At 37.9% G+C, this 23428-nt stretch carries 22 protein-coding genes and 1 pseudogene; 7 read left to right on the top strand and 16 right to left on the bottom strand.

Going from position 1 to position 23428, the window contains the following annotated elements; all coding sequences use genetic code 11:
• Positions 1-145: 145 nt before the first annotated feature.
• The 6 genes and pseudogenes from fdh3B to selA all read right to left on the bottom strand — a co-directional run bounded on the left by fdh3B (position 146) and on the right by selA (position 8133).
• Positions 146-706 carry a formate dehydrogenase FDH3 subunit beta gene (gene fdh3B, locus F3G75_RS08960; protein ID WP_149717298.1) on the bottom strand — a complete coding sequence of 187 codons (561 nt, stop codon included), beginning with the start codon at positions 704-706 and terminating at the stop codon, positions 146-148.
• Between the two features lie 80 nt (positions 707-786).
• Positions 787-3693, bottom strand: a pseudogene (locus tag F3G75_RS08955) (formate dehydrogenase subunit alpha); the annotation flags it as partial.
• A gap of 11 nt (positions 3694-3704) precedes the next feature.
• Positions 3705-3911, bottom strand: coding sequence for a twin-arginine translocation signal domain-containing protein (locus tag F3G75_RS08945; protein WP_087579573.1), 207 nt, complete (start codon positions 3909-3911; stop codon positions 3705-3707).
• Between the two features lie 285 nt (positions 3912-4196).
• A complete protein-coding gene (locus tag F3G75_RS08940; RefSeq protein ID WP_149717297.1) occupies positions 4197-4937 on the bottom strand; it encodes a thioredoxin fold domain-containing protein in 741 nt (246 codons plus the stop codon).
• Positions 4938-4990: 53 nt separating this feature from the next.
• The gene (gene selB, locus F3G75_RS08935; RefSeq protein ID WP_149717296.1) at positions 4991-6811 is read right to left on the bottom strand and encodes a selenocysteine-specific translation elongation factor; all 1821 of its coding nucleotides are present in this window, start codon (positions 6809-6811) and stop codon (positions 4991-4993) included.
• Positions 6808-8133 carry an L-seryl-tRNA(Sec) selenium transferase gene (gene selA, locus F3G75_RS08930; RefSeq protein ID WP_149717295.1) on the bottom strand — a complete coding sequence of 442 codons (1326 nt, stop codon included), beginning with the start codon at positions 8131-8133 and terminating at the stop codon, positions 6808-6810. Before selA ends, selB begins: the two co-directional genes overlap by 4 nt.
• A gap of 154 nt (positions 8134-8287) precedes the next feature.
• Here selA and F3G75_RS08925 point away from each other — a divergent pair, with 154 nt between their 5' ends.
• From F3G75_RS08925 to F3G75_RS08915, 3 genes are all read left to right on the top strand, one after another.
• Entirely contained in the window at positions 8288-9961 is a 1674-nt protein-coding gene (locus F3G75_RS08925; protein WP_149717294.1) for a 4Fe-4S binding protein, read from the top strand.
• Positions 9954-10667 carry a formate dehydrogenase-specific chaperone gene (locus F3G75_RS08920; RefSeq protein ID WP_149717293.1) on the top strand — a complete coding sequence of 238 codons (714 nt, stop codon included), beginning with the start codon at positions 9954-9956 and terminating at the stop codon, positions 10665-10667. Before F3G75_RS08925 ends, F3G75_RS08920 begins: the two co-directional genes overlap by 8 nt.
• Positions 10668-10748: 81 nt before the next feature.
• Positions 10749-11381 (top strand): DUF6803 family protein, encoded by a 633-nt coding sequence (locus tag F3G75_RS08915; RefSeq protein WP_107792796.1) that lies wholly within the window; start codon positions 10749-10751, stop codon positions 11379-11381.
• A 31-nt stretch (positions 11382-11412) separates the two neighbouring features.
• Here the strand turns inward: F3G75_RS08915 and F3G75_RS08910 are convergent, their stop codons facing one another.
• The 6 genes from F3G75_RS08910 to gltX all read right to left on the bottom strand — a co-directional run bounded on the left by F3G75_RS08910 (position 11413) and on the right by gltX (position 16229).
• Positions 11413-12102, bottom strand: a complete 690-nt coding sequence (locus F3G75_RS08910) for an MqnA/MqnD/SBP family protein (RefSeq protein ID WP_149717292.1) — start codon at positions 12100-12102, stop codon at positions 11413-11415.
• Positions 12099-12371, bottom strand: a complete 273-nt coding sequence (locus tag F3G75_RS08905; RefSeq protein WP_084109033.1) for a barstar family protein — start codon at positions 12369-12371, stop codon at positions 12099-12101. The genes F3G75_RS08910 and F3G75_RS08905 overlap by 4 nt, the downstream gene beginning before the upstream one ends.
• Positions 12368-12874, bottom strand: coding sequence for a ribonuclease domain-containing protein (locus F3G75_RS08900; RefSeq protein WP_084109036.1), 507 nt, complete (start codon positions 12872-12874; stop codon positions 12368-12370). The genes F3G75_RS08905 and F3G75_RS08900 overlap by 4 nt, the downstream gene beginning before the upstream one ends.
• Before the next feature lie 9 nt (positions 12875-12883).
• On the bottom strand, positions 12884-13510 hold the full coding sequence (gene upp / locus F3G75_RS08895; RefSeq protein WP_004317747.1) for a uracil phosphoribosyltransferase: 627 nt from the start codon (positions 13508-13510) through the stop codon (positions 12884-12886).
• 89 nt (positions 13511-13599) lie between these two features.
• Positions 13600-14853: a malic enzyme-like NAD(P)-binding protein gene (locus F3G75_RS08890; RefSeq protein WP_084109039.1), complete on the bottom strand. Its 1254-nt coding sequence runs from the start codon at positions 14851-14853 to the stop codon at positions 13600-13602.
• Positions 14850-16229 carry a glutamate--tRNA ligase gene (gltX, locus tag F3G75_RS08885; protein WP_084109284.1) on the bottom strand — a complete coding sequence of 460 codons (1380 nt, stop codon included), beginning with the start codon at positions 16227-16229 and terminating at the stop codon, positions 14850-14852. Before gltX ends, F3G75_RS08890 begins: the two co-directional genes overlap by 4 nt.
• Positions 16230-16299: 70 nt before the next feature.
• On the opposite strand from gltX, the gene F3G75_RS08880 reads away from it, so the two are divergent.
• Together F3G75_RS08880 and F3G75_RS08875 are read left to right on the top strand one after the other, a co-directional pair.
• Entirely contained in the window at positions 16300-17130 is an 831-nt protein-coding gene (locus F3G75_RS08880; RefSeq protein ID WP_103644339.1) for a peptidylprolyl isomerase, read from the top strand.
• 136 nt (positions 17131-17266) lie between these two features.
• Positions 17267-17632 carry an ATP-binding cassette domain-containing protein gene (locus F3G75_RS08875; RefSeq protein WP_180378690.1) on the top strand — a complete coding sequence of 122 codons (366 nt, stop codon included), beginning with the start codon at positions 17267-17269 and terminating at the stop codon, positions 17630-17632.
• A 29-nt stretch (positions 17633-17661) separates the two neighbouring features.
• On the opposite strand, the gene yedE is transcribed toward F3G75_RS08875, so the two are convergent.
• The gene (yedE, locus tag F3G75_RS08870) at positions 17662-18720 is read right to left on the bottom strand and encodes a YedE family putative selenium transporter (RefSeq protein ID WP_084109048.1); all 1059 of its coding nucleotides are present in this window, start codon (positions 18718-18720) and stop codon (positions 17662-17664) included.
• Positions 18721-18855: 135 nt separating this feature from the next.
• Between yedE and F3G75_RS08865 the strand changes: the two genes are divergently transcribed.
• A complete protein-coding gene (locus F3G75_RS08865; protein ID WP_084109051.1) occupies positions 18856-20055 on the top strand; it encodes a molybdopterin molybdotransferase MoeA in 1200 nt (399 codons plus the stop codon).
• Positions 20056-20072: 17 nt separating this feature from the next.
• Positions 20073-21074, top strand: coding sequence for a TerC/Alx family metal homeostasis membrane protein (locus F3G75_RS08860; RefSeq protein WP_149717291.1), 1002 nt, complete (start codon positions 20073-20075; stop codon positions 21072-21074).
• Positions 21075-21193: 119 nt separating this feature from the next.
• On the opposite strand, the gene F3G75_RS08855 is transcribed toward F3G75_RS08860, so the two are convergent.
• From F3G75_RS08855 to F3G75_RS08845, 3 genes are read right to left on the bottom strand one after another with little or no spacing between them, the layout of a single operon-like run.
• Complete coding sequence (locus F3G75_RS08855) at positions 21194-21757, bottom strand: MotE family protein (protein WP_149717290.1); 564 nt, start codon at positions 21755-21757, stop codon at positions 21194-21196.
• Positions 21757-22179 carry a flagellar export protein FliJ gene (locus F3G75_RS08850; protein ID WP_149717289.1) on the bottom strand — a complete coding sequence of 141 codons (423 nt, stop codon included), beginning with the start codon at positions 22177-22179 and terminating at the stop codon, positions 21757-21759. The genes F3G75_RS08855 and F3G75_RS08850 overlap by 1 nt, the downstream gene beginning before the upstream one ends.
• The gene (locus tag F3G75_RS08845) at positions 22176-23426 is read right to left on the bottom strand and encodes an adenylosuccinate synthase (RefSeq protein ID WP_149717288.1); all 1251 of its coding nucleotides are present in this window, start codon (positions 23424-23426) and stop codon (positions 22176-22178) included. Before F3G75_RS08845 ends, F3G75_RS08850 begins: the two co-directional genes overlap by 4 nt.
• Positions 23427-23428: the final 2 nt, after the last annotated feature.

Here is a 23428-nt window from a genome sequence, read left to right as displayed (position 1 = left end):
TAGCCAATTTTAAATGGTTTTAGAAATTTTCTAATGTAAATTTAAAATTTATCTTTTGAATAAAAAATAGTCGCTTTATAAAAAATGAAAAGGTTTTTAAGTTTAAAATTTAGAATTTAAAGGGGAGCAAATGCTCTCCTTCTTGTTAGGCATTTAGCCCGGTGTTTCTTAGCATAACGCGTTTGCGGTATACATTTGACACATCAGCTGCATCACCAACCAAAAGTGCATTTGTAGCACAAACTGCTGCACACATAGGCACTTTACCCTCAGCCATTCTATTTTGGCCATAAAGCTCTCTCTCTTCGTGTGAGTTTGTTGGCTCTGGACCACCTGCACACATAGTACATTTATCCATTACGCCTTTTACGCCAAATGCTCCATCTTTAGGGAACTGTGGTGCACCAAACGGACAAGCATATAAGCAGTAACCACAGCCTATACATATATTTTTATCATGAAGCACGATACCATCAGCTCTAATGTAGAAACAATCAACTGGGCAAACTTGCTCACAAGGTGCATCAGTACAGTGTTGGCATGCAATAGTAGTTGAAACCTCTTTGCCTTCGATACCATCGTGAAGTGTAATGACCTTTCTTCTGTAAATTCCCACTGGAAGTTCATGAGCAGAAGAGCAAGCAACTTGGCAACCATAACAACTAATACATCTATCAGTATCTACGAAAAATTTCATTCTTGCCATTTTATTCCTCCTTACTCTTTACCCATGGCGTCTCTCTCGCCATATTCATGGAAAAACGATGTTTTAAATGTATTTTCCTCAGCTTTTTCTATACGACAAAGACCTGCGTTAAACTCTGATATTTGAGTAACAGGGTCAAATCCGTAGTTAGTAACTGTGTTAAAGCTCTCACCGATAACATAAGGCTTAGTGCCCTCTGGATAGCGAGCTGAAAGATCAACGCCTTGCATAATACCAGCGAAGTTGTATGGCATACAAATTCTATCTGGAGTTACCATCTGGCTGTGATAGCATCTTACTTTGATCTTTGTGCCTTGTGGGCTGTGAATCCACATCATATCGCGGTCTTTTATGCCGTATTGTAAAGCTAGCTCTGGGTTAACATTAGCAAACATCTCTGGCGTAATAGCTGATAGATATTTACTGGTTCTTTCGATCATGCCAGCACCACTTAAGTTTACGACACGTTGCGTACTAAATACGATAGGGAACTCTTTTGACCAATCTTTTGCCTGTTGCTCTGACTTAAACTTAGTAGAAACACGGAAATTTCTAGCTTGATCTTCAAATGTCGGATACTTTTGAACAAGATCCCAGCGTGGTGAGTGAATAGGCTCTCTATGTTTTGGAATAGGATCGAGGAATTCCCAAACGATAGCTCTTGCCCTTGCATTACCATAAGGCACAACACCTTTTTCACGGCATTTTTCAAAGATAATACCACTATAATCCATGCTCCAGCTTGGTCCGATCTTAGCTTTCTCTTCTTCAGTTAGAGTTATGCCTAAGACTTTTTCTATATTCTCTTTTGTGATTTGTGGATAGCCACCTTTTATAGCTGAGCCAACAAGTGTTGTCTCTTCGCTAGCTAGTTGACTAACGCCATTATGCTCTAGACCAAAGCGATTTCTAAAGCCTGAACCACCCTCAACATAAGGCTTGCTCATATCATATAGTATTGGAGTTCCAGGGTGTTTTTCATCCCATGCCGGCCATGGTTTACCGTAGTACTCGCCTTTGACTTCACCGCCAATACCTATTAGCGTATCTGGATCAAATTTATCCCAGTTTGCTTGATGGCGTCTAAACATCTCAGCTGTTCTACCACCATAACCTATAGAATTTCCAATCCTTGCTATCTCATTTGTCGCATCATCAGGCCATACAAAGTCATCTTTTACTTGTTTTATTTCACGATCTACGATACCCATTTTCATGCCTTTTACGTATTCATCGTAAAAGCCAAATTTCTTAGCAAATAAGAACATTACTTCGTGATCGCCCTTGCTCTCATAAAGTGGATCAACAACTTTTGTTCTCCATTGTCCTGAGCGGTTTGTAGCACTTAAGTGACCTTCATTTTCAAATGCAGTCGCTACTGGCAAGATATAAACACCATCTTTTCTGTCTGAAAGGATAGAAATTTCATTTACAAATGGCTCAGCTACAACGATCATATCTAGTTTTGAAGCTGCTTCTTGGATTTTAGCTAAGTGCGCCATAGATGTTAGACCAGTTCCTTGAACCCAAAGAACTCTCAATGCACCACTACTAAATGTATTCTCCTCTTTCAAGACGCCTTGCCACCATTTTGAAAGTGACCAGCCTTTTTCGTTTCTCCAGTTTCTATCCTCTGGATTTTTAGGATCATGGTAATAATACTCTTCAAAGACTGTGTTTTTAACAGGAGTACCGCCTTGTTTTGGCTCTTTTGTTGAGACTGCAAAGCGTTTAATAAATTCATCATAATCAACGCCCCAGCCTTTGCAGTAATATTTCCATGCTGCATCAGTTAAGCCATAATACATTGGCAAGCTATCTGAAAGGTTGCACATATCAGTTGAGCCTTGAACGTTGTCGTGACCACGAATGATATTACAGCCGCCGCCTGCTTTACCCATATTTCCTAGAATTAGTTGAAGGATAGGTAAAATTCTTGTATTTGATGTACCAACTGAGTGTTGAGTTATACCAAGAGCCCAAATAACAGTACCTGGTTTTGTGTGAGCTAGAATGTCTGCAGCTTTTAGTAGCTTATCAACTGGTACTCCAGTAACATCAGATGTAACCTCTGGTGTCCAGTGCTCAGCCTCTTTTCTTATCTCATCAATACCATAAGTTCTATTTTCTATAAATTCTTTATCTTCCCAGCCATTTTTAAGAATAATGTGGATAAGACCATAAACAAGCGCAATATCAGTTCCTGATCTTTGTCTCAAATAAAGATCAGCATGTGCAGCTGTCTTTGTAAAATTTGGATCAGCTACAATTACTTTTGCATTGTTTCTATCTTTTGCTTGTAAAGTGTGCTTCATGCCACCAACTGGGTTCGCCACAGCTGGGTTCGCTCCAATGATAAATATACATTTTGAGTTTGCAGCCATATCTCCAAAGTGGTTTGTCATCGCGCCATAACCCCAAGTATTCGCCACACCGGCGACTGTTGCGCTATGTCAAATTCTTGCTACGTGATCGTTACTGTTTGTACCCCAAAATGCACAAAATTTTCTAAAGTAATAAGACTGTTCGTTGTTAAATTTAGCTGATCCTAAGAAAACAACACTATCAGGGCCATCTTCTTTACGGATCTGAAGCATCTTATCGCCGATCTCATTTACAGCTTGATCCCATGAAATTCTTTGCCATTTACCATCAACTTTTTTCATAGGATATTTGATGCGTTGTTTGCTATGTGTAAGGTCGATCTGATCGATACCTTTTGAACAGTGTGAGCCCTGAGATATCGGATGATGCATCGCCATATCTTGACGAACCCAAACACCATCTTTTACCTCAGCCTCGATACCACAGCCTGCTGAGCAAATAGAACAAATCGTTCTAACCTTTTTTGAGCCAGGGAAAGGATTTTTTATCTCCTCATCACTTGCTTTTCTTATTGTTTCATTTTCTCCAAAAGCCATTGTGCTTCCAGCACCAAGTGCGGCTAGCTTTAAAAATGAACGTCTTCCTATACGTGCATCACTCATGGTTTTCTCCCTTAGTATGCGATTTTATAGTAGGTTTCCCAGTTCTTGCTTTTTTTATAAAGCACCTCTTTTTTGTTTGACTTGCCAACGACGACGCCATTGCCATCAGGAGCTAAGTCATCACTAGTTGTTTTTGCTATTGCAGAAACTGCGAGTATTCCGCCAGCAGTACCAACTTTTAGAGATTTCTTTAAAAAATCTCTTCTTGATCCTTGCATTTTTTCTCCTTGCCCCTCAAATCTTAAAAATTTGAGAAATTTGGTTCCATAATATGTAAAATTTGCATATTTAGAGATACTAAAATATTGCAAACAGTCTATTTCAGGGCTTTTAGAGCCTAGAATTAAACTGTGTAAATTTAGCATATTTATAAAATAATAAAAGTAAATATATAATATTAGTTATATTTATTAAGTATTTATTAAAAATATAGTTAAATGTATTTTAAAATTTAAGAATTTTTATTAAAAGAAGAAATTCTAGGGAGAGATCCCTAGAAAAGGTTATTTTAGATCACTTTTGTTTATGATAAATGGTACTGATCTAACGCCGGCTGAGAAATATTTTTTACGTAAAGTATCGATCTTGTCGCTCTCTTCTTTGCTAACATTTTTTTCATCCACGTTATAATCTTCAGAAAAATACTTTCTTAAAATTTTAACCTTATCGCTATCACTTTTTGCATTTTTTATATCTTTATAGATCAAAGCACTTTTTTGCAAAGATGATAGTTCATGCACTGGAGTTAGGATGATTTCAACGTTATTGTCTTTTAGCGTAGTTTCGATCTTTGCTAGCTCGGCTCTACAATATGGGCATTCAGGATCTGAAAACATGATAAGAGTTGGCTTTTTGCTATCATTGCCAAGAGTTATAACATTTGCCTTGTCTTCATTTTTATAAATTTTAGCTAGTGATTTTACTAAATCAAGTGCTGCTTTTTCTGCGATAACCTTTTTTTCTTCAGCTAAATAAGACTTTTGCTCCTTTAAATTTACAACATCAGGAAACATAAGATCGCCCTTAACAAAAGTCACATCTTCTTGAGACATATCTCCTTTGCTAAATCTTAAGCTTACTTTTTCTATATCATCTAAAATTTTAGTGCGTTCTACGACTTTTACATTAACACCATCGATATTTTGATTTTTAAAAACTTCTGAGTAAAAATCTTCTATTTGCTTATTACTAGCTGCCATTAGGCTAGTTGCCGCTAATATTGAGGCCAAAACCACTTTTTTCATTTTTTTCCTTTTTAAAAATTTGGCGGATTATATTTACTTTTTGTAAATGAATACTAACCACGAAAGACTCTATCATTTCCTTGCTTCATTATGCCACTCTCAAGGTCAAGTTGCTCAAGATAAGCAATTACATATTTTCTACTTAAATTTAGCGCATCCTTGGCGTTTGTGACATTTACAAAGCCTTGATTTTTTATGATCTCTCTTAGCTTATCAAGTGCCATTTTTAGTGAATTTCTAGTGATGAAAAGGTTATGCTCCAGCCTTACAACCCTGCCCATTGCAGTTAGTTTTTTAAGTGCATTATCACCACTTAGTCTATCTATTTCAAGCTCATCATATATATTATAAGGTGCCGTTGGAGCTAGCTTTCCGCTTTCTAAAATTTCATAAATTTTCTCTTCAAGCCTTACTTTTAGTTTGCTTATATCAACGCCCTTTTTTGTATAGACGCCATCATTTTTAGAGATCAAGTTTATACTTTCAAGCTCATCAAGTGCTTTTTGAGCCAAATTTTGACTAGCCCAAGCAAGCTTTAAGCTTATACTTTGAGCTGAGAAAACGGCAAATTCGTTCTTTTCTATCATAAATTTAACCACAGACTTTATCCGCTCAACCGCGCTTAGATCGTAGATATTTAAAGCCTTTTCATCGACAAAGACGTTTGAGACTTTTTTAGCCACATTTACGGCCTCTTCGTGACTTAGTCCAAACCTTTGATAAGAAGAGATGATGCCAAAGCCATTTTTGTGGGCTTCTTTAAGTATAGAAAATACCCCAACGAAATCATACTTTAAAAGTGCAGCTAAAAAGAGAATTTTACCAGCCTTTTTTAGTGGCTCAAGCACAGGATTTAGCACCTTGCCACCTCCTATCACGCGTGCATCTGAGATGAGAACAAAGGCCTCGTCAAATTTCAAAAACATATCGCTTTGAAATTTAAAGGTAACAAAGTAGCTATCATCTTTTTGGCTAAGGATTAGCACCTTTGCAGGCACATTTTTAGCTCCTACGCAAAAGGTTACGCTTTGCGAGTGAATGAGATTTTTAGCAGTTACGACCGCATCAACCTCTCTAAATCCTCTAAAATAGCCCTTTTTGCTAAGTAGCTGACCCTTTTTTAGCTCATTAAGCTCAATGCCAGTTAAATTTAGCGCCACACGGCTGCTAACTCCTGCATTATCTACGAATTTATCGTGGCTTTGCACGCTTCTTACTAGCACCTCTTTGCCAGCGTCATAGTTAAAAAGCTTCTCATTTTTGCTAACGCTTCCCTCTATCACGGTGCCAGTTACGACGCTACCGATACCTTTTAGGCTAAAAACCCTATCGATGTAGTATCTAAAAACGCCGTCCTCATCACGCTTTTTGGCTCTTAGAGTAAAAAGATAGTTTCTAAGCTCATCGATGCTTGCCCTATCCTTTATACTAACGGCAAAAATTTCTAAAATTTGTAGGTTTTTAAATTTAGAAATTTCATCTCTTATCTCTTTTTTTCTTAAATTTATAGTCGCTTCATCTACGAGGTCACACTTTGTAAGCGCTACGATCACGGATTTTACGCCAAGAAGATTTAAAATTTCAAGGTGTTCCAAGCTTTGAGGCATAAGTCCGTCATTTGCCGCCACCACAAATAAGCATGCGTCAAAGCCATATGCGCCACTTATCATCGTTTTTATGAGATTTTCATGCCCTGGTACGTCGATAAATGCGATGTTTTCATTATTTTTACTTAAATTTGAAAAGCTTAGATCGATCGTTATGCCACGCTTTTTCTCCTCTTCAAGATTGTCTCCCTCAAAGCCGTTTAGCTCTTTTATAAGTGCGGTTTTGCCGTGGTCGATATGCCCTGCTGTTCCTATTATTAAACTCATTTTTCTTCCGTTTCATTTATTATTTTTATTAGTTCATTTACATCTTCATCTAAAAGCGTTCTTAAATCAAGCAAAAATTTATCATTTTCTATGCGGCCGATTACCTTTTTTTGCCTAAATTTCTGCTCATTTAAAACTGCATCTCCACTAACCGCCAAAGCTACGCTTGGAATTTTTTTATTTGGCATCGCACCGCCTCCTACAAAGGTTTGTGTGCGAACGATTTCTAGCGATGTTTTTAGATTCTTATTTATAAAATTTGCTAAGTTTTCAAGCTCTTTTACGCTTTTATGAAGTAGTTTTTGTGTTGTGATTAGCTCAAATTCTTTATTTAAATAAGCTTTCATGCTCTCAGCCAAAAGCGAAATGATCACTTTATCTACGCGAAGCATTCTTAAAAGCTGATTTTTTCTAAGCTTTGCGATGAGCTCTTTTTTGCCAACTATTATGCCGCACTGCACCGCACCAAGGAGTTTGTCACCGCTAAAGCTAACTAGCGAAACATCTTTTAAATTTTTTAGATCTGGCTCATTTTTATCTAAGTTAAACGGCAAATTTCCGTAAAATCCACTGCCAAGATCAAAATAATCTATCAAATTTTGCTCACACGCCAATTTACTTAGTTCATTTGCTGTAACCTCTTCGCTAAAGCCCACGATGTCGAAATTTGAGCGGTGCACTTTTACAAGCATTGCAGTATCTTCACAAATAGCCGACTCATAGTCTTTAAGTCTAGTTTTGTTTGTCGTGCCGACCTCTTTTAAAAAGCAACCTGCATTTGCCATCACCTCAGGCACTCTAAAACTACCGCCGATCTCTACTAGTTCGCCTCTGCTAACGACGACTTCTCTGCCTTTTGCAAAGGTATTTAGCACTAAAAATACTGCACTTGCGTTGTTATTTACTACGATGGCATCTTCAAAGCCAAATGCTCTTGCTATGAGTGAGCCTATATAGTCATATCTGTTACCACGGCTGCCTGTTTTTAGGTTGTATTCAAGGTTAGAATACCCTGTGATTACCGGAGTTGCACGGCTTAAAATTTCTTTATCGATAACGCTTCTAGCAAGGTTTGTGTGAATGGTCACACCGGTTAAATTTAGCACTCTTTGAAGGCTTGATTCATTAAATTTATGATATTCGTTTAAGATTAAATCTATTATTTCTTGCAACGCGAAATTTGCATTTTCATTTAAAATTTTAGCTCTTATTTCATCTAAAATTTGCCTTGCAAGCAATGTGACTAAATTTATATCAAATCCTGAAAATGCTTCGTTTTTTATAATCTTATCAACTTGTGGGATATCTCTTAAATCGCTCAATTCGTGCTCCTAGTAAGTTAGTTTTACCAAGCCGTGATTTTAACATAAAAAATATTATAAATTAAACCTTAGAGCAAAAAGGAACATATAAAATTCAGAGTCTATTAATCCCATTAATATTAAAATAAGCCTGTTTTTGATAATAGGAGAAATTATGAAAGAATTTGGCTTTTATAACGATTTTGACGATACTTTGATGTTAAATGAACAGATAGAAATAAATAACGAAAAGGAAGAATATTTAGTTTCTAACTCACCAAAGCTTAAAGCAAACATTATCGCACCTGAGATAAATTTTTATCTAAAAAATACAACCGCAAGCGTCTTAGAAAAAGCCAAAAACACGCTTTTGCTCTACGAGGCAAGAGCTAGCGCCTTTGACATGGCAAAGGATGTCGACTACGAAAAAGAGGTTGGCAAAAATGTCGTAATAGTTAGCAACTCAGGCCGCGAAGAGCTAGCAAATTTACTAAAAGAAAATGGTTACAAAGTCATTGAGCTAACGCACTTTGAAGTAAAATTTTTATACGGTGCGGCTGGCGAGTTAAGTGTTTTGGTGCTTAGAGCAAACGACGAATTTGAAGTTGATTGCGACTTTTTCTTGGTTGAAAATGCAAGGGATTATATGCTAAAGCAAAGCGGCTGTTATGAAATAGCTGGGCTAGAAGATGAAGCTGTGCTTAAAATTTTAAATGAAAAAACTCCAAAATTTAAGTACAAAAGCCTAACTCAATATGACTCTTCGATCTGTCAATATCACGAACGACGAAATGAAATTTGTGGACGCTGTGTCGATGTTTGTCCAACTGTAGCCATTTTAAAAGAAGACGAGACAAAGCATCTTGTTTTCTCACAAATCGATTGTGTAAATTGTGGCAACTGCATTAGCGTCTGCCCTAGCGGATCTCTTGACTCTACACTTATGCCACAAAATTCTTTTGCTACTATTGCCAAACTTTACAAAGGTAAAATTCCACTAATAATCTCTAATGAAACAAATTTAGACGAGCTAAATATAAGCCTACCTGAAAATGTCTTGCCTTTTTTCATATCAGCACCACATATGTTAAATCAAGCTCATCTTCTTACATTGCTTCAAGAAAGTGGTGCGAGTGTGATTTTATTTAGCAAAACTCTTGGCAAAGGCGAAAAAGACGCCATTAGCATCTTAAATCAAATTTATGAGCTTAAATTTAAAGAGACGGCGATCTATCACGCTAAAGATAAAAATGAGCTTGAAGAATCGCTCAAAAAAGCAAAATTTATAGCTGACTCACAACACACGATAAACGAATATGCCTTACCAAAAAGAGAAATTTTTGCAAAAAGGCTCGAGTTTTTAGTAGGTAGCGAAGATCTTGGCATGGTAAAAAGCGGCGAGATGATAAGATACGGCGATGTCAAGATAAACACTGATAGCTGTACACTTTGTCTAAGTTGCGTTGGCGCTTGTAACGTAAGTGCTCTAGTGGCTGATAAAAAGACAAATTCTATTTTATTTAATCCAAGCGTCTGCACAGCTTGCGGATACTGCGAACTAAGCTGTGCTGAAAAAGATACCATAAGCCTTGAAGTTGGAAAAATTTCTCTTAAGCCTGAGTTTTTTACCTATAATGAACTGGCACGAGATGAGCTTTTTGCCTGTGTTGAGTGCGGAAAAGAGTTTGCAACCAAAAAAGCAGTCGAAAAGATCGCAACTATAATGCAACCAAGATTTGGCAACGATAGGGTCAAGATAAAAGCACTTTACTGCTGTGCTGACTGTAAAGCCAAACTAATGGTTCAAGCCCAAATAAACGCGATGAAAGAGGATTTATTAAATGGATAAAAACATCATAAAAGCAAGATCATATTTTTACGAATTTCTAGCATATCCTATGTTTTTTTACACAAATGATGAGAAATTTGCAAGGTGGAAAGAGCAGTTAAGATACTTAAGCGCAAATCCTTTAAGCGAGGATAGTAATGCTGCGTTTAAAAATTTAGATAAATTTAGCTTTAAAGAATTTTCAAAAGAACAAAATGACGTTCTTTTTGGCTTTACAAATATCCCCTTAAGCGCTTCATTTTATGAAGAGGGCAGAGATAACGGAGCAGCTAGGCTTAGGGTTATCGAATGTTTAAAACTAAGCCCATATAGACGTGATAGCGAGCTTTGCAAAGATAGCGAGGACTACGTTGGATTTATATTTTTAGCGATGGCTACATTTTTAAAAGATGAGTTTGATGATGCAAAAAATATTAGCAATAAGCTATTTTCTGAAACTTTAAATTTATTTGTAGATGAGTTTTCTCAGCTACTTTCAGCTTGCAAAGAGGCAAATTTCTTTAAATCATACACAGTCATTTTAAAAGACTTCATCGAGCTTGAGCGCTCCATACTAAACGTAGAAGCACCAGCTAAGCCAAAAGGCGATAGTGTCGCTATGGCGGCACTTAAGAAAGAACCATTTCAAAGCAAGATGCCAACAATCAAAACCAAACTTCATTGGGAAGAATTTTCTCCAGTCATCTCACACGAGTTTAAAGACTAGCTTAAATTCGTTATCTTGATATTTTATAATTATTAGCAATTTGGCGTTAATCTTCTTTAAATTTTTTACAAAGGACTTACAATGGTAATGACACACTACATGGAGCTTTTATCGCTCAATCAACCTTACAATCTAATCCTCTTCATGGTGATACCTGTGGGGCTTACGGAGCTTTTAGTGGCGATGGAGTTTCTCACTATGTATCACATGGATAGCGGTAAAAATGCTGGCTATAAGGCTGTTGGCAAATTTGCTGGCATAGTGCTTGGGGTCTATTTTACAGCTCTTGTGATCTATTTTATGGCAAAAATTTATCCAAGTATAAAATGGCGTGGATATGCCGATGTCATCGCTGTCTACTCATATCTCATCAGCGTCATACCACTTCTTGGCATCGCGCTTTTAGAGCTAAATTTGATCTACAAAAACGCAAGCGAAAAGGCAAAGCTAAAGCTTCACTTTTTCCTACTCATATTTGCCTTGATCGTCGCACACGTCGCAATGATATTTGGCATGGTTGATCCTACCATAACTGGCTACAAGGCTGAAAACGGTGAGATGGGTATGCATATGAATATGCCAATGAACATGCCAGCAGATATGCCAATGCACGATCACCACAAGATGATGCAAAATATGGGTGAGATGCATATGAATATGATGATGCAAAATATGGGTGATGATAACTCAACTAATATGCACATGCATCACTAAATTTTATAGCTTCTTGGCAGCTGCTAAGAAGCTATAAAAATTTAATTCTTTTTGCTACTTTTAATAATCTATTTTCTTTAAAAAATTTTCTGAGTGATTTTTGCTCTTTTGGACCTATTTTGTAGCTTATAAATTTAAGATACCACTTGATATCTTGCTCACTTATGCCGCGACTTTTAGCATACTGTGCTAAGATATAGTTTGGGATCTTTACATTTTTTTGTAGAAATTTTGCGACCAGTTTTTTGTAAAACGAGCCATTTTTTACATATGAAAATCTACCAAAAACAAATGGCAAATTTGTCTTTTCGTGCCAAATGTTACCAAGGTCGTAAAAGCACTCTTTGCCCTCGCTTAGGTATGCCTTTAGTGCCCTGTCGCCTATGATCACCTCGCCATTTAGACGAAGCACCTTAGCTAGGGCGTTTGAGCTAGCAGAGGCAGGATCTGGCTTTGGGGCTGAGTTTTTGCGCACAAGCACGCTTTTTACATCGTTTTTGGCGACTATTCCAAAATTTAGCTTCTTTAAATTTGCCTTTTTACTAGCTATACTTGAGATCACCGCAGCGTCGATCTTTCTGGCATTTAGTGCCCTATTTAGCTTGCTTGGCACGCCTTTTTTAAACTCGATCGCCTTTTTTATCTGAGAGCTTAGTGGAGCTGATTTTAAAAAAACGTGAAATGGAAGTAAATTTAGATAATCAATCTTTCCAAATATCATTTTTCATCTTTTACAAACTCAAATTTAACTAGATCATTTTCGTTACAAACGTCATGAAATAGCTGAATCAAGCTCTCTTTTGTGCCACTATCCAAAAAATTTTCATTTTTTAGCTTTATAAATGTTGGCTCATTTATCTCGCAAAGACAGTCAAAGAGTGCGTCTAAATTTTTGCCGTAGTACTCTGGCAGGCCAAATTTTTTTGTAAAATACTCATGCATTTTTTCTTTTTCAACCATCTCTTTGGCATCTAAGATCACACTTTTCATTGCATCCTCTTCTCATAAAGCAGATAAAAATGCTCGTAGTGATCGGGTGTGTAGTAGATAAGCCCGTCGTTTGAGTATAAAATTCTCTCAGCACCGCGCCTGCCACCATTATAATTTACATCGCACTCAAACCACTTTCTACCATCAGCATCTGGCAGCCTCTTTTCTCTGTTTGAAAATCTATCTCCGCCGATACTTTTGCCACCACTTATCTGCCATAAATTTCCGCTTTTTGCATTCCAGCCAAGATCAAGTGCCTCTTTTTTGGTTATGAAATTCTTTGGTAGCTTGTTAAATTTATAGATATAAAGAGCGACCTCATCTTTTGAGGTGTACGAGCCATTTTCTGTAATGCTCTGGCTCTTTTGTCCCTCTTTGTTTAGTTGCTCAAGTAAAATTTGAGCGTTTTTGTTTGCCTCGCCGCCATCTTTTGAAAAAAATAAAGTACCGATGATGATAGCAATGACAAAGGCAACTAAAGCTGGCAAAAGTCTTTTATTCAAATTTTGCCCTTAAAGCGTGTTAAAAACTCTATCGCCAGCATCACCAAGACCTGGTACGATGTAGTTTTTCTCATTTAGTTTCTCATCGATCGATGCCGTATAGACCTCGACGTCTGGGTAAATTTCGCTAAATCTCTTTAGCCCCTCAGGTGCAGCGATGATAGAGATAAATTTGATCTCCTTAACGCCCTTTTCACGCAAGAATTTGACCGCATCTATCGCCGTGCCGCCAGTTGCAAACATAGGATCGATGATGATCGCCATGCGCTCTTTTGCGTCTTTTGGAAGCTTTGCGTAGAAAAACTCAGCCTGAGCGGTCTCTTCGTTTCGCTGAAAACCCAAAAAGCCCACACTCGCATCTGGGATGATGGTAAAAACACTATCAAGCATACCAAGAGCAGCCCTTAAAATAGGACATATCATCACCTTTGTAGTAAGCCTTTTTGCATCTGCTACCGCAACTGGGGTTTGGACTTTGACATCTTTTACCTTTAAATTTCTAGTCGCCTCAAAGATCATAAGATAACTGATCTCATCAACTAGCATACGAAACTGAAAAGGTTGGGTGTTTTTATCACGTAGAATGGTTAATTTATGCTCGATCAGTGGGTGCGAGATGAGCTTTACGTTTTGCATTTTTTGTCCTTAAATTTACTGTTTTTACAAGGTTTGTCTTTTACAAAATGCCAAGAGAAGAATTTAGCCCATATTTGGGCTAAATTTGATTAAAAACCTTTTGCAAGTTTGGCTTTATAAGCCTCAACATCAAAATCTTTTACTCTCGCTACGCCATCTTCAACAGCAGCTTTTGCAACTGCTGGAGCGACTGCTGTTAGCACACGTTTGTCAAATGGTTTTGGGATGATGTATTCTTTGCCAAATTTTAGCTCGCTAACGCCACTTGCTTTTAAAACTTCAGCTGGTACTGGCTCTTTTGCAAGCTGCGCAAGCGCTCTAGCTGCAGCCATTTTCATATTTTCAGTGATCTTTTTAGCTCTAACGTCAAGCGCGCCTCTAAAGATAAAAGGAAAACCTAAAACGTTATTTACTTGGTTAGGATAGTCGCTTCTGCCTGTACCCATCATAACGTCACTTCTTACAGCCTCAACATCCTCTGGATAAATTTCAGGCACTGGGTTTGCCAAAGCAAAGATGATAGGTTCTTTATTCATTGACGCAACCATCTCTTTTGTAAGCACACCAGGCTTAGAAAGACCTAAAAACATATCAGCACCCCTCATCGCATCAGCCAAAGTTCTATCCTCAGTTTCAAGCGCAAACTCTATCTTTTCAGGCGTTAGGTCTGTTCTTTTTGAGTGAATGACACCTTTGCTATCTATCATAACGATATGTTTTGCACCAAGCGCTTTATACATCTTCGCGCATGCAATGCCAGCTGCACCAGCGCCACTAACTACGATTTTTATCTTAGATATATCTTTGCCAGAAATTTCCATCGCATTTATCATACCAGCGCTTGTTATCATCGCTGTGCCGTGCTGATCGTCGTGCATTACAGGGATATCGACTGCTTCTTGAAGCTTTCTTTCTATCTCAAAGCACTTTGGAGCACGGATATCTTCTAAATTTATACCACCAAATGTCGGAGCTAGAGCCTTGCAAATCTCAACGATCTTATCAGGATCGTGCTCATCTAGCTCGATGTCAAAGGCATCCACGTTTGCAAATTTTTTAAATAAGACTGACTTTCCTTCCATAACTGGCTTACCAGCGATCGCACCGATATCGCCTAGGCCTAGTACAGCCGTGCCATCGGTGATGACAGCTACTAAATTTGCTTTATTTGTATATTTATAAGCTAGTTCATTATCAGCTTCTATCTCTTTACAAGGCTCAGCAACGCCTGGTGTATAGGCCATTGAAAGGTCTCTTGATGTCTCGCAAGGCGTCTTTACCTTTATCTCGATCTTACCGCCTATGTGGTAGTTTAGTGCTTCTTCTTTAGTTACATGTGTCATTTCTCTTCCTTTAATAAATTTTGTATTCTATTTTTCGTCTCGCTACTGCCCACTACTTCAAGCACTTCAAATATGCTTGGGCTAACACTTGAGCCAGTTAGCGCTATCCTTAGAGCCTGAGCTAGGTCTTTTAGCTTTAAGCCATTTTGCTCTAAAAATTTATTAGTTAGCTCCTCATAGCCCTTCACGTCGAGGTCACGGTCTAAAATTTGAGCGAATTTAGCCAAAATTTCTTTGCTATTTTCATTTATAAATTTAGCCCAAGCTTTCTCATCGTAGCTTTTTGGAGCGTTGATGATCGCGTTTGCGCTATTTGCCATTTCAATTAATGTCTTTGATCTCTCACGGAGCGAATTTAGCAGTAGCTCGCCCTTTACCAAAGCCTTAAAATCAACGCCAAACTCGAGCATATCGTGAGCTAGTCTCTCGTAAGGCAGGGTCTTAATGTAGTGAGAATTTAGCCAGTCAAGCTTTTGAGCGTTGTAAGTGCTTGAGCTTTTGTTGATATCGTTTGGATTGAAGTATTTAAGCATATCCTCAATAGTAAAAATCTCATCATCGCCGTGGCTCCAGCCAAGACGAACGAGAAAATTTAAGAGCGCTTCAGGCAGGTAGCCCATCTTTTTATACTCCATAACGTCAGTTGCGCCGTGTCTTTTGCTAAGCTTTTTACCATCCTCTCCGTTTATCATAGCGACGTGATAAAATTTTGGTACCTTAAAGCCAAGTGCCTCGTAAAGAACGATCTGTTTTGGAGTATTTGAGAGGTGATCGTCACCACGGATGACGTCTGTTACGCCCATTAGTGCGTCATCTATCACAACCGTGAAGTTATAAGTTGGTGTGCCGTCGCTTCTTGCGATGATGAAGTCATCTAAGATATCTTCAACCTTAAATTTAACCTCGCCCTTTATGCCATCATGTATGACGATCTCGCCGCTAAGCGGGGCTTTTATACGGATGACTGGCTCGATGCCAGCTGGAGGCGTGCCAGTAAAATCTCTATATCTATTATCATATTTTGGGCGCTCTTTTCTAGCCTCTTGGCTGGCTCTAAGCTCCTCAAGCTCATCCTTGCTCATATAGCATTTATATGCTTTGCCTTCTTCAAGTAATTTTTTAACATACTCTTTGTAAAGATCAAACCTCTTTGACTGATATGTCACTTCGCCGTCGTGATCAAGCTTACACCAAGCAAATGCCTCTTTTATGGCTTGCGTGGCCTCTTCTGAGTTTCGTTTTAGGTCAGTATCTTCGATACGAAGTAAAAATTTTCCATTATTAGCTCTTGCATATAAATAATTATAAAGGGCTGTCCTAAGTCCGCCTATATGTAGGTATCCAGTAGGCGACGGAGCAAATCTAGTAACTATCATTTTGTGCCTTATTTTTATGTTATAATTGCCCAAAATTATATTTACTAAATACTTAAATAAAGGTTTTATTATGAAAAAATTGCTCTTTTTGGCTGCTGGCATGCTAAGTGCTTTAAATTTATATTCGGCTCAGATGATAAACGGTATCGCAGCTATTGTAGAGAACGAACCAATCACGCTTTATGAAGTTTATAGCTTGAAAGAACAGCTAAGAGCTAGCGAACAAGATGCTTTAAATTTACTCATAAGAGATAGGCTCGAAGATGCTCAGATAAAAAATTTAAACATTAGTGTAACGCCATTTGAGCTAAACGATAGAATCGAATCGATCGCAAAGCAAAATGGCATGACAAATTCGCAGTTTAGAAGCTCTATCCAAGCTCAAGGCATGGACTTTTTGGAGTTTAAAAACAACATAGAAAAAAAGATGCTTCAAGAAAAGCTTTATAAAAGCATCTTGGCTGAAGCTGGTAAAAATGTAAATGAGCAAAAAGCAAAGATGTATTTTGATGCTAATCCTGATAAATTTAAGGTCTTTAGCGCTGCTAAAGTGGTCCTTTATAGGGCAAAGAATCCAGAAGAGCTAGAAGCTCAAAAAACAAGTCCATCACTACTTAACAGCGTACGAACACAAGAGCTTAGCCTAGACTATCAGAGCATAGATCCAAGACTAGCTGCCATCATAGCTGGTACAAATAATGGAGAATTTACCCAAATACTACAAGGCGCTGATAGTTTTGATATGTTTTATGTAAAGGAAAAAATAGGCTCATACACTCCAAGCTTTGCAGACGTTAAGGATAATGTTATAAACGAGCTTTATCAAGGTGAGCAAGAAAAACTTATGGCTGATTATTTTGACAAACTCCGCGCAAAAGCAAAGATTCAAATTTTAAGATAACTTCTCTTAGCCGTCATTTGGCGGCTAAATCCTCTCAATAGAATTAAACTTTTTTCAATTTTAACTCCCATAAATATACATTTTAGCTTTAGCATAAGCTACCTAAAAGCAACAAATCTTATCCCAAAAGCCATATTTGGTTAGATCTAGCCTAAGAGAACTCATCTCCTATCCGAACAAAAATGAGCAAAATGATAGTGAAATTTATAAAATTTTAGCCAGAGTTGGCCTTAACAAATTTAAAAATTTAGATGAAATTTTAGACTATCCTAAGATCATGAGTGAAGGCGAGGCTCAGAGGCTAAATTTTGCCAGAGTCTATCTTGCAAAGCCTAAATTTTTATTCTTAGACGAGGCAACCTCGGCACTTGATAATACTTCAGCAGCTAAAATTTTGAAAAATTTAAAGAGCGATTTTAAGGAACTTGGCGTGATGATGATCACACATCAACGTGAGCTTTTTGAACTTTTTGATGAGGTGATAGATATAAAAAGTGAGTAAATTTGACTGCAAAGGCAGCCAAATTTATATTATGCTTTTTTAGTAAAAACTCCGACATAAATAGCATAGATAAAGCCGATCGCTACGGCATATGGAGCGTAAGGAGTGATGCCAGCTCCAGAGCTTGCAAGTATGAAGTTATGGCTTATCGCAGCGCCTGCCCCCATGCCTAAAACAAATACAGCTGAGCTTAAATTTCCAGCTCCCATTTGCACTAAATGTTTGCCTGGGCAGCCATAACTTAGACTAAAGCAAAGACCAGCCAAGCTCATGCCAAGGAAATTCCAAAGGACGTCATTATGAGCGATAGGTTGAGCCTCAAAGCCAAATTTATATTGTCCAAGAGCTAAATTTGTGATACTTGCAAAAACGATGATAGATACAATGCCATAAAACATTGAAAGATCGCGCTCAAAAACTTTACTAATCGCTCCAACTGAGCAAAATTTACTTCTTTGCATAAAAATGCCAATAACAATGGCACAAATAAGTGAGATAAAGATATTTGCATGCTGTGAACCTGGGCCTTTTTCTGAGCTAAATAATGCACCATTATCGCCAAGTTTTAAACCAAAGACAAGGGCTATTAAAAGCAAAATAGCAATGATTAATGGCAAAAACGCAACTGGTTTTGTTGTGACATCATTTTCAGGTATGACGTAACCATTTTTCTTGAAAAATCGTCCAACAAAAACGCCAGCAAATAGACCGACAAGACCAGCAATAGCAGTCATATCTCCGCCGCCAAGGCGCAAAAACGCTCTCCATGGACAACCCAAAAAGATAAGACAACCAATCATAGCAAACACGCCTAAGAAAAATCTAGAAAAAGCCGCACTGCCAGATACTGGAGTAAAATTTCTGCTCCAAAGCATGCTTGCTAAAAAGCCTCCGATGATAAGCCCTAAAATTTCAGGCCTTAGATACTGTACCACTTTGGCTTGATGAAAGCCAAAAGCACCTACGCTATCTCTTAAAAAGCAAGCCGCGCAAACACCCATATTTGCTGGGTTACCAAAATAAACAAGCACTGGGCCAAGAATGCCAAGGCTTGCACCTGCAATGATGTAAAGCACTGTTTTATTCATGAATATTCCTGTGTATAGGGTAAAATCAAACTGATTTCTTAAACGACATTTTAATAATCATTAAATAAAACAAAGATTAATTTTTTTAAGAGCAAAGTAGATAAAATATGCAAAAATTTCATAAAAGGGATAAAAATGAAAGATTTTATGAGTTACGCAGATAGCCTAAAAATTTTAAAAGATACAATAAATGCATGGGAAAAGGTCGAAAAAGTAGCCATCACGGACGCACTTGATAGAAATATCGCCTACGATGTGACAGCCGCCGAAAATTACCCAGCAAAGCCAGTTTCAGCAATGGACGGATACGCTTTTGCCTTTAAAGATGGCCTAAGCGAGCTTGAGCTCATCACAGACCTGCCTGCTGGAAGCGACAAAGGACTAGTCATAGAGGGTAGTAAATGTGTAAAAACTTTCACTGGCTCACTAATGAGCGAAGGCACTGACACACTTGTGCCGGTAGAAAATGTCGAGGTTGTCGGATCAAAAATACTCATTAAAAAAAGCGTGCCAAAGGGTTTTGCCGTGCGCGAAGTAGGAGAAAGCTACAAAAAAGGTGAAATTTTGATCAAAAAAGGCACACGTCTAAGCTACGCTGAAATCGCACTTCTAGCAGAGCTTGGCCACTTTCACATAAGCGTCTTTATCCGTCCAAGAGTTGCGATACTAGCGACTGGCAGCGAGATAAAAGACCTTGGCGAGCCATTAGAAAATCCAGCGCAAATTCACAGCTCAAATCACGTAGGCATCGCTATGCAGATACGCAAAATGGGTGCAGAGCCGGTCCTTTGCGAGATCGTAAGAGATAAGGCCGAGCTTGTCGAAAAAGCGATCATAAACGCACTAAAATCAGCTGATATATTAGTGACGACTGGTGGCATAAGCATGGGTGATTACGACTTTGTAAAAGGCGCTTTAAATGAAAATTTTAGTCTTATCATCGAAGGTGCTGCCATAAAACCGGGCCGTCACATCAGAGTGGCAAAGTCAGGCGATAAATATATCTTTGCACTGCCAGGATTTCCGTACTCGGCAATGGTTATGTGTGTGCTTTACGTAAGGGTCTTAATAAATGCGTGGTTTGGTCAAGAAGAGCCAAAGATCACGGCAATAATGGACGAAGACTATAAAAAGCGTTCACCATTTTTAGAATTTACGGCTGTAAATTTAGAAAATCGTGAAGGAAAAAATTTTGTAAATCTAAATGGCAAAAAGCTTGGCAGTTCAGCAATCGTAAATAATTTAACAAACAAAGCTGCACTTTTAATGATCCCAATGGATAAAGAAATTCTTAAAAAAGGCGAGATAGTAGAAGTCTTGATGATGCCTTACTAAAATTTTAAGGATAAAAGTTGAACACGTCAGAAATTCAAACAATTATAGTTTTTCTGCTAATGACATCACTTGCCTTTGGAATAGATCTTTTTGCTCATAAGCATGATGAGAAAATTTCACTAAAACAAGCCGGTATTTGGTCTATCTTTTGGATAGGAGTTTCGGTACTTTTTGGCATATATTTATATTTTGAGCGAGGCAGCGAAATAGCAAGTCTTTATTTTGCAGGATATGCGCTAGAAAAGTCGCTCTCAGTAGATAATCTTTTTGTGATGATGGCGATTTTTTCATGGTTTAAGATACCTGAAATTTACCGCCACAGAGTGCTTTATTTTGGCGTTATAGGAGCTATGATATTTAGACTCATCTTTGTAGCCATAGGTACGATGCTTTTTGCCATCTCGCCTTGGATGGAGCTAATATTTGCAGCAATAGTCGCATATAGTGCCGTAATGATGATAAAAAAAGATAAGTGTGATGAGGATATAAAAGATTATTCAAACCACATAGCTTATAGGGCAGTTTATCGCTTCTTTCCGGTTTTACCACAGCTTTTTGGACATAGTTTTTTTGTTAAATTTAGCAAAATTTCTAAGCAAATTTCAGATAGTCAAAAAACTACTCTTAACGATGAAATTTTAAGGCTAAAAGCCACTTGGATAGCAACACCATTATTTTTGTGTCTTTGCGTGATTGAGCTAAGCGATGTGATATTTGCTTTTGATAGCGTTCCAGCCGTCATTGCTGTGAGCAAAGATCCTGTGATTGTTTATTCAGCAATGATATTTGCGATACTTGGGCTAAGAACGCTTTATTTTGTGCTTGAAGCACTCAAAAATTTTTTAAAGTATTTAGAAATTTCTGTGATAGTACTTTTGTTTTTTATCGCAGCAAAGCTAGCTGTAAATGCGACTGCTCATATCTTTCATCATGGTTTTGAAATTTCTGCACAAATTAGCCTTTTTATCATTCTAACCATCCTTGGAGTTGGGGTCCTAGTAAGTTTGGTTAAAAAATAGCTACCACAAAAGTATACAAGCTAAAGTTAGGTGAGCTTAAAATTAAAAATTTATAAGGAAGTGCTTTATATCTTGGTATCTAAATTTTTTAAAATTTTGTTTGCTTGTGCAAAAATTTATTACTGTATATTTATGCTACCGGCTGGAGTTGGCATATCTCCTTTTTCATCAGCAAATGGTGGCCCTTTTTGAAGCAAAGTGGTGATCTCAGATGCTACTTTTGGATCCATTTTTGCCATGATAGTAGATATCTTTTTGGCATCAAGAGTATAAAGTATGGTGGCTGCGTTTGATCTAGGCATTTTAGAGAGCACCTCGGCTGCCGCGCCATCTTTCATCTTAGAATACGACTCATTGACTTTATCACTAGTCATTGTGCGAAGTTCTTTTAAAATTTTTTCATTTTTGGCGACCACTTCATCGATCTCTTTGCGTTTTTGCTCGATCACTTTCATTGTCGCATTTAGGTCAGCTTCTTTTTTGGCAAGCTTTTTATTATTTTCTTCATAAGCTGCTGCTGAGCTTGCGCGAAATACCTCTAAAGCTTGGCGCTGTTCATCTATGATCTCAAGTTCCTTCGAAATTTCTTCTTTTCTAGCTTCAAAAATTTGCGTACAATCAACTGGCACTTCAAAACAAAATGCAAAATTTAAAATAGTTAAGAGTAATAAAACCGCTCTCATCACAACTCGCTCTTAGTTGTAAATTTCATCACTGCAAACTCATCAAGCGCAAGTGCTTCGGCCTTTTGTATGCGTTTTATCTCTTTTTTAAACTCTTCTTTTTCTAGATATTTCATCTTTTCGTACTCTAAATTTGCATTTTTATATTTATGTTCGTAATGCGAAACCTCTTTTTTAGCTATTTCAAGGCTCTCTTTGCAGGCATTTAACTCTTGCCTTGCTATCTTTATAAACTCTAAATTTTCCTTTAGCTTGCCTATATTGCCACTTTTTGGCAAGCAAAACTCCTCAAGCCTTGCTCTTAAATGTACTAAATTTTCTTCAAAATTTCTTACATTAAGCCTAGCAACGGCAAGCTTTGCCTCTACCTTATCCATCTCTTGTTTTTTTACGCGGACGATAGAGGTAAATTTGCTTTTCATCTAATGATCGTATCGCTTCTTTCAGGGCTTGTTGAGATATAGCCGATCTTTACGCCAGTTAGCTCTTCTATTCTCTCGATATAAGCTCTTGCATTTGCTGGCAGATCTTCATATTTGCTTATACCTTTTACGCTATCCCAGCCTGCAAGTTCTTCATAGATAGGAGTTGCATTTTCAAGATCTGTCGGCATATAATCGATAGTTTCACCATTATATTGATAAGCTTTGCAAATTTTTACCACTTCAAATCCATCAAGTACATCAAGTTTCATGAGCGCATAATTATCTACACCATCGAGTCTTGAGGCATATTTTACACTCACAGCATCAAACCAGCCACAACGTCTGCGGCGGCCTGTTGTTGTGCCAAATTCCTTGCCGATATCACACATCTTATCACCACTCGTGCCTTTATCTTCTGTTGGGAAAGGGCCAAAGCCAACACGAGTCGTATAGGCCTTTATGACGCCTATTACTTCACCGATTTCTTTTGGATTTAGTCCAAGACCTGTGCAAGCACCTGCACTTATGGTATTTGAGCTAGTTACGTATGGATATGTGCCATGGTCGATATCTAAAAGCGTGCCCTGAGCACCTTCAAGTAGGACTTTTTTATCTTCATCTAGCGCTTTCCAAACTAAATTTGTAGTGTTTGCGATAAACGGAGCAAGCACCTCTTTATATCTTTTTAGCTCTTCAAGCAATTCACTCTCATTAGGAATTTTTACACCAAGTGCGTCAAATACGCATTTGTTTGTCTCAAAATCATGCATCAAAGCATCGCACAAACGTTCTGGCTCAAGTAGTTCGCCTACCCTGTGGCCACTTCTGCTTATTTTATCTGCATAAGTTGGTCCGATGCCTTTGCCAGTCGTACCGATAGCTTTTTCGCCTTTTAGTCTCTCTTTTGCTTGATCGATTTGGCTATGATAGCTTAGATTTAAATGTGCTTTATCGCTAATATAAAGCCTTCCTTCCAAATTTTCAAACTGCGCCATTTCAGTGATTAATACTTCTGGGCAAACAACAACGCCATTGCCAATGATATTTATAATATTTTTATGCAAAATTCCGCTTGGAACAAGGTGAAGCGCGTATCTAACGCCATCAACCCAGATCGTATGGCCGGCATTATGGCCGCCCTGTGAGCGACAGATCATGTCATAGTTTAGTCCTAGCATATCAACTATCTTGCCTTTGCCCTCATCACCCCATTGAACTCCAACTACTAAATCAGCCTTTCTCATTC

The organism is Campylobacter concisus (assembly GCF_902460705.1).
GTDB lineage: Bacteria > Campylobacterota > Campylobacteria > Campylobacterales > Campylobacteraceae > Campylobacter_A > Campylobacter_A concisus_Z.
Note: the sequence above shows the minus strand (reverse complement) of the source record. Positions and strands in the feature narration are given on the sequence as shown.